This window comes from Propioniciclava soli, from assembly GCF_014858005.1.
In the GTDB taxonomy this organism is placed as follows: domain Bacteria; phylum Actinomycetota; class Actinomycetes; order Propionibacteriales; family Propionibacteriaceae; genus Propioniciclava; species Propioniciclava soli.
In genome coordinates, this window is the sequence record NZ_JACYOT010000004.1 from 203085 (window position 1) to 220112 (window position 17028).

The 17028-nt window shown below is 73.5% G+C and carries 11 protein-coding genes; 9 read left to right on the forward strand and 2 right to left on the reverse strand.

The window, feature by feature from the left end:
• Positions 1-10: 10 nt before the first annotated feature.
• Positions 11-862 carry an MBL fold metallo-hydrolase gene (locus IFY26_RS03795; RefSeq protein WP_232547664.1) on the reverse strand — a complete coding sequence of 284 codons (852 nt, stop codon included), beginning with the start codon at positions 860-862 and terminating at the stop codon, positions 11-13.
• Positions 863-866: 4 nt separating this feature from the next.
• A complete protein-coding gene (locus IFY26_RS03800; protein ID WP_232547665.1) occupies positions 867-1517 on the reverse strand; it encodes a hypothetical protein in 651 nt (216 codons plus the stop codon).
• A 128-nt stretch (positions 1518-1645) separates the two neighbouring features.
• On the opposite strand from IFY26_RS03800, the gene hrcA reads away from it, so the two are divergent.
• From hrcA to IFY26_RS03845, 9 genes are all read left to right on the forward strand, one after another.
• Entirely contained in the window at positions 1646-2662 is a 1017-nt protein-coding gene (hrcA, locus tag IFY26_RS03805; RefSeq protein ID WP_232547666.1) for a heat-inducible transcriptional repressor HrcA, read from the forward strand.
• Between the two features lie 18 nt (positions 2663-2680).
• Entirely contained in the window at positions 2681-3859 is a 1179-nt protein-coding gene (dnaJ, locus tag IFY26_RS03810; protein WP_232547667.1) for a molecular chaperone DnaJ, read from the forward strand.
• A gap of 48 nt (positions 3860-3907) precedes the next feature.
• Complete coding sequence (locus IFY26_RS03815; RefSeq protein ID WP_232547668.1) at positions 3908-4654, forward strand: 16S rRNA (uracil(1498)-N(3))-methyltransferase; 747 nt, start codon at positions 3908-3910, stop codon at positions 4652-4654.
• Complete coding sequence (gene tgt, locus IFY26_RS03820; RefSeq protein ID WP_232547669.1) at positions 4651-5880, forward strand: tRNA guanosine(34) transglycosylase Tgt; 1230 nt, start codon at positions 4651-4653, stop codon at positions 5878-5880. Before IFY26_RS03815 ends, tgt begins: the two co-directional genes overlap by 4 nt.
• A gap of 218 nt (positions 5881-6098) precedes the next feature.
• Entirely contained in the window at positions 6099-6899 is an 801-nt protein-coding gene (locus IFY26_RS03825; protein ID WP_232547670.1) for a PP2C family protein-serine/threonine phosphatase, read from the forward strand.
• Positions 6899-8512, forward strand: coding sequence for an FHA domain-containing protein (locus IFY26_RS03830; RefSeq protein WP_232547671.1), 1614 nt, complete (start codon positions 6899-6901; stop codon positions 8510-8512). Before IFY26_RS03825 ends, IFY26_RS03830 begins: the two co-directional genes overlap by 1 nt.
• A complete protein-coding gene (locus tag IFY26_RS03835) occupies positions 8509-10146 on the forward strand; it encodes a serine/threonine-protein kinase (protein ID WP_232547672.1) in 1638 nt (545 codons plus the stop codon). Before IFY26_RS03830 ends, IFY26_RS03835 begins: the two co-directional genes overlap by 4 nt.
• Positions 10143-10841, forward strand: a complete 699-nt coding sequence (locus IFY26_RS03840) for a hypothetical protein (RefSeq protein ID WP_232547673.1) — start codon at positions 10143-10145, stop codon at positions 10839-10841. The genes IFY26_RS03835 and IFY26_RS03840 overlap by 4 nt, the downstream gene beginning before the upstream one ends.
• Before the next feature lie 25 nt (positions 10842-10866).
• Positions 10867-17028 carry an Ig-like domain-containing protein gene (locus IFY26_RS03845; RefSeq protein WP_232547674.1) on the forward strand — a complete coding sequence of 2054 codons (6162 nt, stop codon included), beginning with the start codon at positions 10867-10869 and terminating at the stop codon, positions 17026-17028.

Genomic DNA, 17028 nt, shown 5'->3' on the forward strand with positions numbered 1-17028 from the left:
GGCTTCCGCGTCAGCGGCCCAGCAGGGGCAGCGTGCGGGCGCGGGGGCGTCCGGCCGCGGCGTACTGGGCGAACCGAACCGTCAGGGCCGCCTCGGCCTCCTGGCGGGTGAGCGGCCACTCGTCGGTGGTGGGCCAGGCGTCCGCGGCGGCGGTGCCGGCGTCCCACAGCGTGCCGGCCTGGGACTCCAGCCACGCCAGCTCGGCGCGCTGGATGAAGGCCCCGCTCTGGTCCATCACGCTGCCGTGCCCGGGCACGATGACGGTGTCGCGGCGCAGGGTGCCGAGCGTGCCGTCCAGCGTGCGGGGCCACTCGGCCAGGAAGGAATCCTCCCCGACGGACGGAAACGCCGACTGCTCCAGCAGGTCGCCGGCGAACACGACCTTGCGGGCGGGCACGATCACGACCGCGTCGTGGTCGGTGTGCCCGCGCCCGAAGTGGACGACCTCGGCGTGGGCGTCGCCCAGATCGAGGGTGGTGGCGAGGGAGAACGTGTGGGTGGGTGCGACGAGGTCGTCCGCGGTGAGGCCGAGATCGCGCAGTAGGTCGTGCTGTTCACCGGTGCGAGCGATGGCGCTGGCCAGGCCGCGATGCGCATGGGACGACACGCTCGCGAAACCGCCCAGGCCCCCGTGGTGGTCGACGTGGGCGTGGGTGACCACGACGTGGGTGACGGGGACGTCGCCGGCGACGGCCCGCGCGGCGGCGAGGATCGCGGCACCCTGGGCAGGGGTGCTGCCCGTGTCGATCACGAGGGCGCCCGTGGTGCCCACCACCAGGCCGATGTTCACGGCCTCGGGTTCGGCGACCGCGACGAACACCCGGTCGGCGACCGGGATGAAGGGGCCCAGGCTGAACAGCATCCGCTCAGCCTACCGAGGTGGCGTCCGGCCCCGGCCGCCCGGACAGCCGGCGGCCGCGTCCGATCCGAACGGACGCGAGGAGGAGCTCGAGCAGTCCCGACCCCACCAGCAGGGCCAGCGTGGCGGGCCGCGCGGCGTCCGGGTCGGCGGCCGCGGCGTCGAAGTGCGCCACGCCGGGGACGGCGAGGGCGAGAAAGACGGCCGCGTAGACGACCACGACGCGCGGGTAGGGCCGCAGATGGAGGGCGACCAGGGCACCCGTGGTCATCGGGGTGCCGGCGAAACCCGGCGGGCCGAGCCGGTCGGGCCGCGTGGCCCAGCCGTGGAGCACCACCCACGCGACCCCGAGTGCCACGAGCAGGACCGGCGCCTGCACGGGGGGCAGTTGCCGCCCCAGCAGCCAGCCGTACAGCACGGCCGGGATGCCGAGGAACATGAGCAGGTGGGCCACGAGGAAGATGCGGGTGACGCCGGCAGCGCGCCGGGCGGTCAGTGTGACGAGGGCCCACCCGCCGGTCACGACCGCGACCAGCCACACCCACCAGAACGCGTCGCCGTAGCTGAGGCGTCCGAACGCGGCGGCGGCCACGGGGGCGCCGAAGACGGCGGTCGTGGCCCCCAGGAGCGCGGCGGGGGACGGGGTGGACGCAGGCACGGCGGCCAGCGTAACCGGCGCCACCGCGAGGGTGGCGTAAGCTTGGCACTCACTGCGCGCGAGTGCCAGCCCCGACCCGGGGCGGGCCTGCGGCACGGACACCGCGAGGGGTCACGAGAGGGGGCGACATGCTGGACGACCGCAAGCTGGCGATCCTGCGTGCCATCGTCACCGACTACGTCTCCTCCCAGGAGCCCGTGGGCTCGAAGGCCATCGTCGAGCGCCACAGCCTCAACGTGAGCCCGGCGACCGTCCGCAACGACATGGCCGTGCTGGAGGACGAGGGCTACATCACCCAGCCCCACACCTCGGCAGGCCGCATCCCCACCGACAAGGGCTATCGCCTCTTCGTCGACCGGCTGGCCGCGGTCAAGCCGCTGACGCTGGCGGAGAAGCGGGCCATCACGACGTTCCTCTCGGGCGCGCTCGACGTGGACGACGTGGTGCGCCGCACGGTGGCGCTGCTGGCGCAGGTGACGCGGCAGGTCGCGATCGTGCAGTACCCGGTGCTGACGACCTCGACCATCCGCCACGTCGAGATCGTGCGGCTCGGGCCCGACCGCGGGCTGGCCATGGTGGTCACCAGCACGGGCAGCATCGAGCAGCGGCCGATCCTGCTGGGCGACGTGGACGACGCCGACCTGGCGCTCGTCCGGGCGCGACTCGTCGAGCTGTTGCTGGGCGCGTCCCCGCGGGAGGCCGTAGAACGCCTCGCGACCTTCGCCGACGCCCTACCGCCGACGCTCGGGCCACTGGCGGCCACCGTCACGGCCGCCGCGCTGGAGATGGTGAGCGCCGACGCGAGCACGCGCGTCGTGGTCGGCGGCGTCCCCAACCTGACCCGGTTCGGCGACCAGTTCGAGACCACCGTGAAGCCGGTGCTGGAGGCGCTGGAGGAGCAGGTCGTCCTGCTGCGCCTGCTGGGGGAGACCAGCACCCCGAACGACGTGACCGTGCGCATCGGTCACGAGAACGCCTACGCACCCCTGCAGTCGACGTCCGTGGTGGCGTCGGCGTATGGTGCGGACTCCGACGTGTGGGCGACCCTCGGCATCGTGGGCCCCACCCGCATGGACTACCCGTCCACCATCGCGTCCGTGCGCGCCGTCGCGCGGTACGTGGGCCGCTTCCTGGCCGAAGGCTGATACCCGAGAAGGACGACGTTGAGCGACTACTACGAGGTCCTGGGTGTGCCCCGGGACGCATCGAGCGAGCAGATCAAGAAGGCGTACCGCAAGCTCGCCATGAAGTACCACCCGGACGTGGCCGACGACCCGGCGAGCGCGGAGACGTTCAAGCAGATCGGCGAGGCGTACGCCGTGCTGTCGGACTCCTCCAAGCGCCAGATGTACGACCTGGGCGGCGACCCGTTGCGCTCGGGCGGCGGGGGCGGGGCCGGCGGCATGGGTGGTTTCGGCTTCCCCGGTGGCGCGGGCGGCTTCGACGTCGGCGGGTTGTTCGACGCCATGTTCGGCGCGCAGGGTCAGCGCGGCCCGCGCAGCCGCGTCCGCAAGGGCCAGGACGCCCTCGTCCGCCTCTCGCTGTCGTTGGCCGAGGCCGCGTTCGGGGTGACCAAGCCGGTCCGGGTCGAGACGGCGGTGGTCTGCCCCTCGTGCAGCGGCCGCGGTGCGGCGGACGGCGGCGAGCCGGTCACCTGCAGCACCTGCCACGGGCAGGGCGACGTGCAGAGCGTCCAGCGCAGCTTCCTCGGCGACATCCGCACGGTGCAGCCGTGCCCGACGTGCCGGGGTTACGGCACGGTCATCCCCAACCCGTGCGGCGAGTGCTCCGGGGAGGGCCGCGTCCGCAGCACGCGGACGATCAACGTGAAGATTCCCGCCGGGGTGAGCACCGGCAACCGGGTGCACCTCGACTCCCAGGGTGAGGTCGGGCCCGGCGGCGGACCGGCCGGCGACCTGTACGTGGAGCTGGCGGTGAGCCAGCACCCGGTGTTCCGTCGGGACGGCGACAACCTCGAGATGGTCGCGAAGCTGCCCATGACGGCGGCGGCGCTGGGCACCGAGGTGTGGATCGACACGATCGACGCCGAGGTAGAGGGTGCCGATGCCGCCGACGCGCGGGTGAAGCTGGAGGTGCCGCACGGCACCCAGTCGGGCACCCGGCTGGTGCTGGACGGCCGCGGCGTGCCGCGCCTGCGTGGCGCCGGCCGCGGCGACCTCGGGGTTACCCTGTTGGTGCAGACCCCGACGTCGCTGGACGAGCACCAGCGCGAGCTGTTGCGCCAACTGGCGACGGCCCGCGACGAGAACCGGCCCGAGGCGACGGTGGACCGCGGCCCCAAGGGCTTCTTCAGCCGCCTGAAGGACGCCTTCGACGGCTGAGGTCGAACCCAACGAACCCAGACACCGACGCGAGAGGAACCCGAGACGATGACCGAGGCGCTGTTCCTCGCCGATCTCACCCGTTGCCGGGTCGGTGACACGTTCACCCTGGGTGGCGACGAGGGGCGTCACGCGGCGGCCGTCCGTCGCATCCGCGTGGGGGAGACGATCGTCGTCTCCGACGGGGCGGGCACCGCGATTCGCGGCCCCGTGACCGCGACCGACAAGGCGTCCGTCACCCTGGAGGTCGCCGAGGTGCTCACCGCCCAGGCACCGACGGTGCGCTACATCGTCGCCCAGGCCCTGGCCAAGGGCGACCGCGCCGAGCTGGCCGTCGAGATGCTCACCGAGGTGGGCGTCGACCGCATCATCCCGTGGCAGGCGTCCCGCTCCGTCGTGAAGTGGTCGCCCGACCGCGAGGAGCGCCAGGCCGGCCGGTGGCGTTCGACGGCGCGCGAGGCCACCAAGCAGAGCCGGCGCCTCCGCGTCCCGATCATCGCCGCCCCCATGACCACCCGCGAGCTGGCCGAGCTGGCACGCGAGGTGGCCCTCACGCTGATCCTGCACGAGGGTGCCAGCGCGCCGCTTCCGCGCGTCGCGGTGCCCGAGGAGGGTGACGTGCTCGTGATCGTCGGGCCCGAGGGTGGGCTGACCGACGCGGAGATCGCCACCTTCGAGGCCGCGGGCGGGCGGCAGGTGCTGATCAGCGACGCCGTGCTGCGCACCTCCAGCGCCGGCGTCGTGGCCGTCGCGCAGCTGCAGGCGTTGCAGCGCCGCGTGGGCAAGGCGAAGTGAGCGCAGCCTTCGGCTTCACCCGCGGAGCGGAGCTGCCCAACGGGCGCGGCCGCACCGGCGTCATCACCACCCCCCACGGCACGATCCGCACCCCGGCCTTCGTCGTGGTGGGCACCAAGGCGACGGTGAAGGCCGTCCTGCCGGAGTCGGTCGCCGAGCTGGGGGCCCAGGCCGTGTTGGCGAACGCCTACCACCTCTACCTGCAGCCGGGCGCCGACATCGTGGACGCCGCCGGCGGCCTGGGGGCCTTCATGAACTGGCCCGGCCCGACGTTCACCGACTCGGGTGGCTTCCAGGTGATGAGCCTCGGCGTGGGGTTCCGCAAGGTGCTCGCGATGGACGCCGCCGGCGTGGCCGACGACGACGTGATCGCCGCAGGCAAGGAGCGCCTGGCGCGGGTTGACGAGGACGGGGTGACGTTCACCTCCCACCTCAACGGCGACCGGCACCGCTTCACGCCCGAGGTGAGCATGCGCGTCCAGCACGAGCTGGGGGCCGACATCATCTTCGCCTTCGACGAACTCACCACCTTGAAGAACACCCGCGCCTATCAGGAGAGCTCGGTGGAGCGGACGCACCGCTGGGCCGAGCGCTGCCTGCGGGCCCACGGGGAGCTGACCGACGCCCGCGCCGACCGGCCGTACCAGGCGCTGTTCGGCGTGGTGCAGGGAGCGCAGTACGAAGACCTGCGGCGCCGGGCCTCCCGCGGTCTCGCCGAGTTGGAGGTGGACGGGCGCGGGTTCGACGGTTTCGGCATCGGTGGCGCGTTGGAGAAGGAGAACCTGGGCACGATCGTCGGCTGGTGCGCCGACGAGCTGGGGCCCGAGCGTCCCCGGCACCTGCTGGGCATCTCCGAGCCGGAGGATTTCTTCACCGCGATCGAAAACGGGGCCGACACGTTCGACTGCGTCAACCCGAGCCGCGTGGCGCGCAACTCGGCGGTCTACACCGCGGACGGCCGGTACAACCTCCTGACGGCGGCGAGCAGGCGGGCGTTCGGCCCGATCGAGGAGGGGTGCGACTGCTACACGTGCGCCCACTACACCCGGGCGTACCTGCACCACCTGTTCAAGGCCAAGGAGATGCTCGCCTCGACGCTGGCGACGATCCACAACGAACGGTTCACGGTGCGCCTGGTCGACGCGATCCGGGACGCGCTGGGCCGAGGCGAGTTCGACGCCTACCGCACGGAGTTCCTGGGCCGCTGGTTCGCCCGACGCCGCTAGCGGATCCCCGACGCCGCGGGCAGCAGTTGTTGGGGGCGGCAGCGCTGTTGGTGCATTTGGACCCGAGGAAATGGCGCCATGGCGCCATTTCCTCGGGTCCAAATGCCCCATGGGGAGTCCTCCCCATGCGCGGAGGCCGAATTCGTCGGTGGCTGTTGATAGCCTCGGGGCGAAGACGGGCCAGGGCAGGGCCGCCGGGCGGTGGAGAGGGACGATCGATGCTCACGATCCGGAGTGCGCACGCGACCGACGTGGGGCGCGTGCGACGCCTGAACGAGGACAATGCGTTCGCCGGGCAGCGGTTGTGGGTCGTCGCCGACGGCATGGGGGGCCATGCCGCGGGCGATGTCGCCAGCCGCTTGGTCATCGAGGAGCTCCGCACCCTGGACGCGCAGGGCGACCTGCGCCCGGCCGATCTCGTGGCCGGAATCACCCGCGCCAACGGGGCGGTCGTGGCCCACGGACGCCGCCACGACGACGCCCGCGGGTTGGGCACGACCGTGACCGGCGTCGCCGTCGTCACGGTGGCGGGCGAGCCGCACTGGGCGATCTTCAACGTGGGCGACAGCCGCGTGTACCGCGCCGCCGCCGGGCAGCTCGCCCGCGCGACCATCGACCACTCCGAGACCGAAGAGCTCGTGCTCGAGGGCGTCATCACGCCCGAGGAGGCCCGCACCCACCGGGCGCGCAACGTCATCACGCGCAGCCTCGGCATGCCCGGTGAGCCCCAGGTCGACCTGTGGCTGCTGCCCCAGACGCCCGGGGAACGCTTCCTGGTGTGCTCCGACGGGCTCAACTCCGAGCTGGACGACCTGGTGATCGCCGACGTCCTCGCCACCCACCCCGACGCCGAGCCTGCGGCCCGCGCCCTCGTCGACGCGGCCGTCCGGCATGGCGGACGCGACAACGTGACCGCCATCGTCGTCAACGTCGAGGGGGAATGGGACACCGCCGACGACGACACCCAGCCGCGGGATCGCGGACCGGCCACCAGCGCGTCGGACGGGGAGGAGCGCTGATGGCGTCCTTCACCTACGTCCCGGGCACCGCGACGGCGGTGTGCGCCGGCCGCATCGTGGCGCTGCTGGGGCTGGCCCCGGGCCACGAGCTGGTGCCAGCCGTGCATGCCGCGCTCGCCCGCCCCGAGGCGACCGTCGACGATGTGCTCGACGTGCTCGTCAGCCTCGGGCTGCGGACCGTCGCGACCTTCGCCGTCGCCGAGGCCACGCCGGCCGGGGTGCGCGTCGTCGTGCGCGGCCGCGCCCGCGGTGACGTCCCCGGTGCGGGGGTCGTGACCCCCGTGGGGTTGTGGGAGAACCGCTTTCTCGACGGCGCCGACTCCGCGACCGTCACCGTGGCGGACCACGACGGCCCCACCCTGCCGTTGATCGGTGGGGTCGTCCTGGCGGCGTCCGTCACCGTCGCCACCGCCGCCTCCCTACCCGCCGCGCCCCCGCCGGTCGAACCGGCGGACGCGCCCGATGCCCCCGATTCCCCGAGCGAGCTCCAGGACGGACTCGAGTCCCCGCACGGATCAGGGGTCGAGGACGGATCGGGGGCCGAGGAGGCGTCGGGCGGCGAGGACGGGCCGGAGGTTGAGGACGGGCCGGAGGTTGAGGACGGGTCGGAGGTCGAGGACGCCTCGGAAGGCCAGGACGAGGCCGGGGTCGAGGACGCCTCCGGCCCGGTTCCGGACTTCGACCACCTCTTCGGCGCCACCCAGGTGCCCGGGACCGAACCGGGGGAGGCGGCGTCCGTCGGTGCGGTAAAGGGTGTGCCCGCCAGGGGCGAGCACGCCGGGCAGACCATGGCGAGCCCGCACACCGGCAACCTGCCGGAGAACCAGGCACCGCTCCCCCCTCCCGCGACTCCCGCCCCTGGGACTCCCGCCCCCGCGACTCCCACTCCGGTCGGGGACGACCCCGACGCCGACCCACCGCAGAGCGCGAACCGTTCCTCGGGAGTGCCGAGCCGGCCCGATTTCATCGCCGGCCTGCCGTGGGAGATGGGTGCCGCCCCGGTCGCCGCGCCGCCCGACCGGGCGGTCGGTGCCCCACCCGCCGCGCCGGTCGGCGCCCCACCCTCGGGGTCGGGGCCGGTCGAACCGGAGGCGGCGGCGTCGCCGGAACTCACCGTCGACCGCGACCAGTTGCCGGACCACGCTGCGACCGGCCCGCTCGTCGTCGCGGCGCGGTGTCCGCGAGGCCACCTCAGCCCGGCTCACGCCGGCAACTGCCGCGTCTGCGGGCAGGCGCTCGCGGCGCAGGAGCCGTTCGAGGTGCCCCGCCCGCCGCTCGGCGTCCTGCGCCTGGCGAACGGCGACACCGTTCGACTCGACCGCGGCGCGATTCTCGGCCGGCACCCGCGTCTGCCGCAGGGGTGGAGCGACGAGCAGCCCAACCTGGTCAAGATCCCCGACCCGGAGCGGGACATCTCCGGCCAGCACGTCGCGATCCGGCTCGACTACTGGCACGTCCTGGTCACGGACCTGGGCAGCACGAACGGCACCGAGGTCGTGCTACCCGGTGCCGAGCCCGTCACGCTGCGGGCGCACGACGCGATGGCCATCGAGCCGGGGACGCGGGTGATCCTGGCGGGCGTGTTCGACCTCACCTTCGAGGTGGAACCGTGAGCGCCACCCTGCCGCCCCCCGAGATCCCCGGCCTCGCGTTCCTCGACAAACTCGGTTCGGGCGGCTATGCCGACGTCTACCTCTATTCCCAGGCGATGCCGGCCCGCAAGGTGGCGGTCAAGGTGCTGCGCGAGGCCGGGCTGTCGGCGGGACGCGCCGCCCGCTTCGCCGCCGAGGCGAACGCCATGGCCCAGCTCGAGCACCCCCACATCGTGCCGGTGTACGCGGCCGGCACGACCGGCGACGGGCACCCCTACCTCGTCATGATGTTCTACCCGCAGGCGAGCCTGGCCGAGCGGGCCCGCAAGGAGCGGTTCTCCGTCGCCGAGGTGCTGCGCATCGGCATCCAGATCAGCTCCGCGGTGGAGACCGCCCACCGCTCCGGGCTCCTCCACCGTGACATCAAGCCCGCCAACATCCTGACCAGCCAGTACGGCACGCCCGGCCTCACCGACTTCGGCATTGCCGCGCAGGTGAGCGAGGTGGACGACGACGCAGGGGTGTCCGTGCCGTGGTCGCCCGTCGAGACGCTCTACGTGACCGGGCCCGCCACCGTGCGCTCCGACGTCTATTCGCTGGCGGCGACGCTGTGGCACCTGTTGGTGGGGCGCTCCCCGTTCGAGGTGCCGGGCGGGGACAACTCCACCTACGCGCTGATGAAGCGGATCCGCGACGTGCCCGCCCCCTCCACCGGACGCTCCGACGTCCCCACCTCGCTGGAACGGCTGCTGCGCACCGCGTTGGCCAAGGACGCCCACGTGCGGCCGGCATCCGCGTTGGCGTTGGCGCGCTCGCTGCAGGCCATCGAGCAGGAGCTGCGCCTGGCCCGCACCGAGATCGTCCTGGCCGAGGACGCCGCCGCCGTGCCCGCACCCGACGACGGCACGACGCGCGTCACCTCGCCGGAACGGCCGCCGCGGCCCGGCGACGACGCCACCCGCCTGCGCCAGCCCCAGCGTGTCGAACCCCAGCGCGTCGAACCCCAGCGTGTCGAATCCCAGCGCGTTGCCACCCAGCAGGGCGCAGCGCAACGCGTTGCCACCCAGCGCGCTGAAACCCTTGGCGGGGGAACCGCGCCGGACGACGACCCCGCGACGCTGCTGCGTGGCGGCGTCGTCCGGTCGGCCCAACGCGCGCCCGAGCCCGACCCGGACACGGCGTACCGCCGCCCGGCCAGCCACGACCACGCCGCCCTGCCCGACCCGGCGGACGACGGCGCGGGCCGCCGCGCCGCAGGATTCCGGTGGGGGCTGGCGGCGCTGGGGGCGATGGCTCTGATGGTGGTGGCCGTCGTGGCCTTCTGGGCGGTGGGGGGCAACCGCCTCGAGGCGGTGGGCGAGCCGACGGCGACCCCGAGCGCGCCGCGTCCCGATCTGGGGCAGGTGGCCCGGCCGGGGATGCCGGTGGTCAGCGGGCAGCGGGCCGACCAGAGCGTCCACTTCGCCTGGACCTACGACAACCCCCTCGACAGCGACACCTTTCTGGTGCAGGTGCGCGGCGAGGACGCCCCCCGCGACGTCGAGGTGCCCGAGATCACCCTGGACGCCCCCACCGAGACCTGCATCGCCGTCAAGGTGCTGCGCGTCGACGGCAGCCACTTCACCCGCGACTGGCCCGAGGAGACCTGCGCATGACCACGATCACCCTCGACTTCTGCGGCGAGCTCTACACCCCCGACCCCGAGGTGCCGTTCACGATCGGCCGTGAGGCCGACGTCGTCATCGACGACGACAACCCGTTCCTGCACCGCCTGTTCCTGTCGCTCGTGCACAGCCACCAGCTGTGGTGGCTCACCAACGTGGGCTCCCAGTTGACGGCGACGGTGAGCCACGACGAGGGCCGGGTGCAGGCCTGGCTGGCGCCGGGGGCGTCCATGCCGATCGTGTTCCGCGACACGGTGGTGTGGTTCACGGCGGGCTCGACGACGTATGAGTTCGAGCTGCACCTGGACGAGGCCGTGCTGACGCCGACCGGGCCCGAGCCCGAGCCGGCCGACGACGGCTCGACGACCATCGGACGCGTCAGCCTGACGCCCGACCAGAAGCTGCTGATCGTCGCCCTGTGCGAGGACGTGCTGCGCCGGGGCGACCGCGGGGCGGGGGCGGTGCCCCAGTCGGCGGCCGCCGCGGCCCGGCTGGGGTGGCCGGTGACGAAATTCAACCGCAAGCTCGACAACGTGTGCAGCAAGCTGGCCGATCTCGGCGTCCGCGGACTCCACGGCGGCCCGACGAAGCTTGCCTCCTCGCGCAAGGCGCGGCTCGTCGAATACGCGATGGCGGCCCGGATCGTGACGGCCGACGACCTCGACCTGCTGCCTGGGTTACAGTGACCGAGCCCGACCGAGGACCTGAACCGTGAAATCCCCAACGCGCTGGTTGCCCGCCGCCGCCTTCGTCACCGTGCTGGTGGTGCTGGCGACGTTCGCGCTGCTCTCCCCGGGCTACCCCGTCCGCAAACTCAACCTCAACGACTCCGGCATCTGGGTGACCAACAACGCCGAGGCGCTCTACGGCCGGCTCAACAAGTCAGTGGAGTCCCTCGATGGGCTGCTGGGGCCGGCGGGCGGCACGCAGGGGGCGGGTTCGTTCGCCCTGGACGTGGTGCAGGACGAGTCGCGCGTGGTGGCCCGCGACCTGCTCTCGGGGCGGGTGACGCCCGTGGACGCCGCGGGGGTCGCCCACCAGATCGAGCGGGGCATCACGCTGGCGCCGACCTCGCTGCTGGACCTGCGCGCCGGGTCGGTGGCGGTGCTCGACCCGGTGACCGGCAACGTGTGGGCGGGGCGCTTCGGTGAGGACGACACCACCGTCGACCTCGGTGCCGTGGACGCAAACCAGAAGGTCGTCGCCGAGCTGGGGGAGGCCGCCCCCGGGGCGGTGCAGGGCCAGGAGGGTGGGCTGAGCATCGGCGTCGACGGCGTCGTGCACGCCGTGTCGAGCAACGGCCGGTCGGTGACCCTCCGGCCCGACGGGCTCGCGTTCGCCGAGCCCCAGTACGCCGAGGGTGCGCCGCGCGCAGCGGTGCAGGTGGCGGCCGTCGGCGAGGGTGTCGCGGTGCTGGACGCCGAGGCCGGCGCCCTGACGTTGCCCGATGGCGCCGTCGTCGCGGTGGACGCCGACCCCCGCTCCCGGCTGCAGCGGGCCTCGGAGGCCGCCGACACGGTGGCGGTGGCGACGGCGTCCGGGCTGTTCGCCGCCGACCGCTCGGGGCTGGCCCCGCTGGCCGACGGCAACGGCAACGCACCGGCGGTGCCCGTGGTGCTCGGCGGCTGCACGTTCGCCGCGTGGGCGGGGGAGCCGGGCGTCGTCGTCCGCTCCTGCGACGGCGAGCCCGGTGTCGCGCAGGGCGGGCTGGAGGGGGTACCCCTCGTGGCACCGGTCTTCCGCACCAACCACGGGCTGATCCTGCTGAACGACACCTCCGACGGCAAGGTCTACAGCTTCGAGGAGCAGCGCTTCGTCCAGAACTGGACCGACGCCCAACCGCTGCCCGCTACCGACGACGGGGATCCGGAGCAGGAGGCGCGCCCCAACGAGGACGAGCCGCCCACGGCCAACCCGGACACGATCGGCGCCCGCCCCGGCCGCACCACCGTCGCGCACGTGCTCGACAACGACACCGATGCGCTGGGCCGCATCCTGACGGTGACGGGCGTGACCCAGCCGTCGTCGGGGGCGTCCGCGCAGGTGGCACCCGACGGCCAGACGGTGCTGGTGACCCTGCCGTCCGACGCCACGGCCACGAGCTTCCAGTACAGCATCGACAACGGCAGCACGTCGGCGAGCGCCACCGTGACCGTCGACGTGCGCTCCGAGGCCGAGAACGGTGAGCCCCACCTGCGGCCCGGCGCGCCCGAGCGCACCCATCCGGTTGCCTCGTGGGGCACCCTCGTCATGCCGGTGACGGCCGACTGGCGCGACCCCGACGGCGACCCCGTGGCGGTGCACAGCGTCGAGGCGCCCTCGCTCGGTGTGGCGGGCATCACGACCGACGGCCGCGTGACGTTCACGGCCGACCGCGCCGATGACACCACCCTCGTGCCGCTCGCGGTCAACCTGTCCGACGGACGCGGTGAGCTGGTGCCGAGCGTCGCGCAGGTCAAGGTGCTCGGCCATCGCGCGACGGAGGGCGACGCCCCCGTCCCCCAGCCGGACGCCGTCCGCGGCGAGGTGGGCAAGCCACTGGTCATCTCGCCGCTCGGCAACGACCTGCCCGGAGCCGACCCGCTGAACCCGCGGGCCGTCCTCGAGCTGGCCGCGCCGGTGCAGGGGGCCGACGGCCTGACCGTCGACACCGACCTGCGTTCCGGCGAGGTGACGGTGACCGCCGCCGCGGCCCGCACCTACTTCCTCGACTACACGGCGAAGTTCGGCTCGGCCCAGTTCGCGCAGGGCCAGATCCGCGTCGACATGGCCGAGCCCGGCCCGAGCCGGCCGACCGCCGCCCCCGACCACGTGACGGTGCGCGGCCAGGCGGGCGTCATGGTGGACGTGCTGGCCAACGACACCGACCCGACCGGCTCGGTGCTCACGGTGCTGGCCGCGGTGCCGGAGGACACGGGGGCCGACGGCGGGCAGCTGCAGGTGGCCGTTCTGAAGGGCCGATGGCTGCGGATCATGCCGCGCGTCGAGACGCTGTCACCCGCCACCCAGGTGGTGACGTACACGATGACGAACGGCCTCTCGGAGCCGGTGACCGGCAGCGTGGTCGTCACCCAACTGCCCCGCCCGCCGCAGGACGCCGCGGTGGTGAACGACGACTTCACGACGGTCCGGGTGGGGGATTCGGTGCTCGTGCCGGTGCTCGAGAACGACTCCTCGACGTCGGGGGAGCCGCTGGAGCTGGATCGCAACGTGCCCGACCTGCCGGGCGGCGAACTGCGCGTCATCGACCCCAACGTGCCCCAGGGCCAGGAGCAGGGCGACGTCGGCCGCGCCTACGTCGTCAACGACCAGGTGCGCTATGTGGCGCCGGCCGAGCTCGCGGCCGAGCGGCAGGTGCGCGTCGAGTATCAGGCCCAGGCGCCCGCCGGCACCCCGGAGACGGGGGTGCTGCATGTCACCGTCACCCCGGCTCCGTCGGAGGAGAACCCCAACACCGCCCCGCAGCCGCAGAACCTCGAGGCCCGCGTCAGCGCGGGGCAGACCATCGAGATCCCGATCGAGCCGTGGCGGCAGGACGCCGACGGCGACACGGTGACGGTCCTCGGCCTGGCGAGCGCGCCCACGAAGGGCCGCGTGCTCGGGTTCAGCCCCAACGCGCTCACCTACCAGGCCTATCCGGGCGAGGGCAACGGCGGCACCGACGTCTTCCGCTACCGCGTGACCGACGCCCACGGGGCCACCGAGACGGGCCTCGTGCGCGTCGCGATCACCGAGCCCGGGGCCGTCCAGGCGCCCGTGGCCGTGGCCGACACGGTGATCGCCGCGCCCGACACCGAGGTGCAGTTGCACGCGCTCAGCAATGACATGTTCGACGAGGTCGATCCGCCGACGGTCGTCCCGTTCGAGGACATGGGCAACGAGGTGCCCGAGGGCGTGTCCCTGGGTGGTCCGGCCGGGCCGATCCTGGCCCGGACGCCCCGCGGTGCGGACGCCCCCACCCAGTTCGCCTACGCGCTGCGCAACTCGGGCGGGGTGGGGCCCGCGGCGCAGGTGACGGTGCGCGCGCAGGACGGCTACCTCAACCCGCCGCGCACCTACGACGAGGTCGCGGAGGCCGACGGCGTCAACGCCACCGTGGACGCCCTGCGCCGCACGTGGGACCCCGACGGGCCCAAGTCGGCGATGCGCATCAGCGCGGTGAGCAACCCCGAGGCGACGGTGGACGGGGGCACGGTGACGATCCCGTTGCGGGAACGGCCCCAGGCGGTGACCTACGTGGTCACGGACGCGACGGGCGCGTCGTCGGCGTCGGTGCTGTTCGTGCCGGCCGGCGGCAGCGGCGTCCCGCACCTGGTCGACGGCAGCCAGATCGAGGTGGCGCCCAACAGCACCTTCTCCTTCGACGTGAACGACTACGTCCGCGCCCCGCGCGGCACCCCGGTGACGATCACGGTGGCCGAGTCGCTCGCGTCCTCACCGGGGCAGGTCACGGTGACGCCCGACAGCGACACGCGGCTGACGCTCACCACGGTGGAGGACTACTCCGGCCCCGCGGCGGTCACCTTCGAGGTGCGCGACGGCGGCCCCGACGACCCGCTCACGCAGACGGCGGTGATCTCGATTCCCGTCCAGGTCGGCTCCGCCACGCCGGTGCTCCGCTGCCCGCCGTTCCAGCAGCGGCTCGTGCAGGGTGGCCCGGCGGTCGACCTGCGTATCGCGGCGATCTGCAGCGTGTGGACGCCGGACCCGGCCCAGGCGGCCGGCCTGGCGTTCACCGCGGACTGGGCCGAGGGCGTCCGCGACGTCACCGCGACGGCGCAGGGCCAGGTCGTCACCGTGGTGGCCGGCTCGAACGCGCGTCCGGGGGACCTGGGGGTGCTGCGGGTGGCGGTCGACGGCTTCCCCGACACCGCCAAGGAGATGGGCATCGAGGTGGTGGCCGCCCCGCGCCCGCGGCTGGTGGTCTCCGACATCACCGACGTGCAGGCCGGCACGGCCGTGAGCCAGACCATTCAGCTCTCCTCGCCGCTGGCCGAGCCCGAGCCGACGATCGTCTCGTTCGAGCGGGTGGGCGGCATGGAGGCCGACACGTCGTTCCAGGGCAGTCGCTTCACCGTCACACCGCGGGAGAGCTCGCACGGCGTCATGGTGTTCCGGGTGGTGGCGAGCGACCTCGCCGACCGTGGCCGGACCGACCGCCACGTGGAGGCGACCCTGCGCGTCACCGTGTTCGGCGTGCCGGACAAGATGGCTCCGCCGCAACCCTCGATGCAACTGCGCAGCGAGGCCGCCTCGGTGACGTTCAGCCCGCCCGCCGACAACGGGGCGCCGATCCTGGAGTACGAGGTGACCGGCGGGGGCAAGACGGTGAACTGCGGCCGCGCCACGCGCTGCGACATCACCGGGCTGGCCAACGGGGTTCCCGTCAGCTTCCAGGTACGGGCCCGGAATCGGGCCGGCTGGTCGGAGCCGAGCGACCCGGGGCCGTCGGTGACTCCGGACGAGGCGCCGGGGCGCGTGCCGAGCTTCACCGCGTCCAACCCCACCGACGGCTCGGTGACGCTCGCCTGGCAGCCGGCGCTCAACCGCGGCTCCCCGGTGACGCGGTACGTCATCACCTACGGCGGGCAGAGCCAGCCGGTGCCCGGCGGGTCGACCAGCACCGTCGTGAGCGGGCTGAACAACAACGCCGTCTACACCTTCACGATCGTGGCGCAGAACAACGCGGGGACGAGCCAGGAGCCCACCTCGACGACGGGACAGAGCTCGGGGCGTCCCGTGATGTCCGGGGTGAGTGTGGGCTCGAGCGACCTCGGGTCGAGCGCGCAGGTGACGGTGTCGTGGCCGGGGGCCGACCCGCAGGGCCCGCGTCCGGTGACGTACACGGTGACGCGCTCGGGCGGCAGCGCCGGGGCGCGGACGTGGACGGGCGTCACCGGCACCTCGCTGGGAGACCAGGTGGCCTACGATGGCTCGGTCTACACCTATGCGGTCACCGCGACGAACGCCACCGGGGGGGCGGCGCACACGTCCGCGCCGGTCAGCACCCAGTTCCGGGCCACCGGCAAGCCGGCCGCCTGGGCGGGGTGGACGGCGACGCCCACGGGCGCCGATGGCACCCTGCGCGTCTCCTACACCGTGCCCCCCTCGCGGGGCTCCACCTCGACCGTGACGCTCCACGGCGCGGGCGGTCCACGCACGATGGCCTCGGGGAGCGCGACCTCGTCGACCTCCTTCAACGGCATCACCGTCGGCGGGCTGACCAACGGCACCGGCTACTCGATGTACCTGAAGGTCTGCAACGAGAACAACGCCTGCAGCCAGTCGGCCCCGGTCTCGGCGACGCCGTACGGCCCCCTCGGTGCCCCCACGCTGCAGGCCAGCGCCAGCGGCAACACCGTCACCTGGTCGGCCACCGGCAGCGGGAACGGACGCACCGCCGTGCTCACCGTCTCCGACGACGCGGGGGGCTCGGCGCGCGATCAGGGCGCCGGGTCGCTGCGGGCCGGCGTCGGCTCCCGCGAGGTCGGGTACGACCGCACCGTGACGGTGACCGCGACGCTGTCCGACCCCGCCGGCGGACGCGAGTCGCGCACCGTCACGCAGCGGGTCACGACCGGGTCGCCTCCGCCCCCGCCCAAGACGGTCCGGGTGTGGCAGGGCCCTGACGTCGGCTTCCCTGACGGGTGCCCGAACGGGTACTACCTAGGAGGCGGCTGCCGGAGGATCGGCATCACCACGACGGGGTTCGAGGGCCAGAGCTATCAGTGCCACATCTATCTGGCCAGCGGGGGAACTGGCTGGCGATACACCTTCACGGGGAACTACGACGGTACCCCCGCGCCGTACACGGGTTACGACACCTACGTCTACGCAAACTGCGGCGGCGTCATCGGCAGCGTCAAGTGGTAA

Coding starts and splice junctions, on each gene's coding strand:
- IFY26_RS03795 (WP_232547664.1), bottom strand. CDS start 862: ATGCTGTTCAGCCTGGGCCCCTTCATCCCGGTCGCCGACCGGGTGTTC.
- hrcA (WP_232547666.1), top strand. CDS start 1,646: ATGCTGGACGACCGCAAGCTGGCGATCCTGCGTGCCATCGTCACCGAC.
- IFY26_RS03815 (WP_232547668.1), top strand. CDS start 3,908: ATGACCGAGGCGCTGTTCCTCGCCGATCTCACCCGTTGCCGGGTCGGT.
- IFY26_RS03825 (WP_232547670.1), top strand. CDS start 6,099: ATGCTCACGATCCGGAGTGCGCACGCGACCGACGTGGGGCGCGTGCGA.
- IFY26_RS03830 (WP_232547671.1), top strand. CDS start 6,899: ATGGCGTCCTTCACCTACGTCCCGGGCACCGCGACGGCGGTGTGCGCC.
- IFY26_RS03840 (WP_232547673.1), top strand. CDS start 10,143: ATGACCACGATCACCCTCGACTTCTGCGGCGAGCTCTACACCCCCGAC.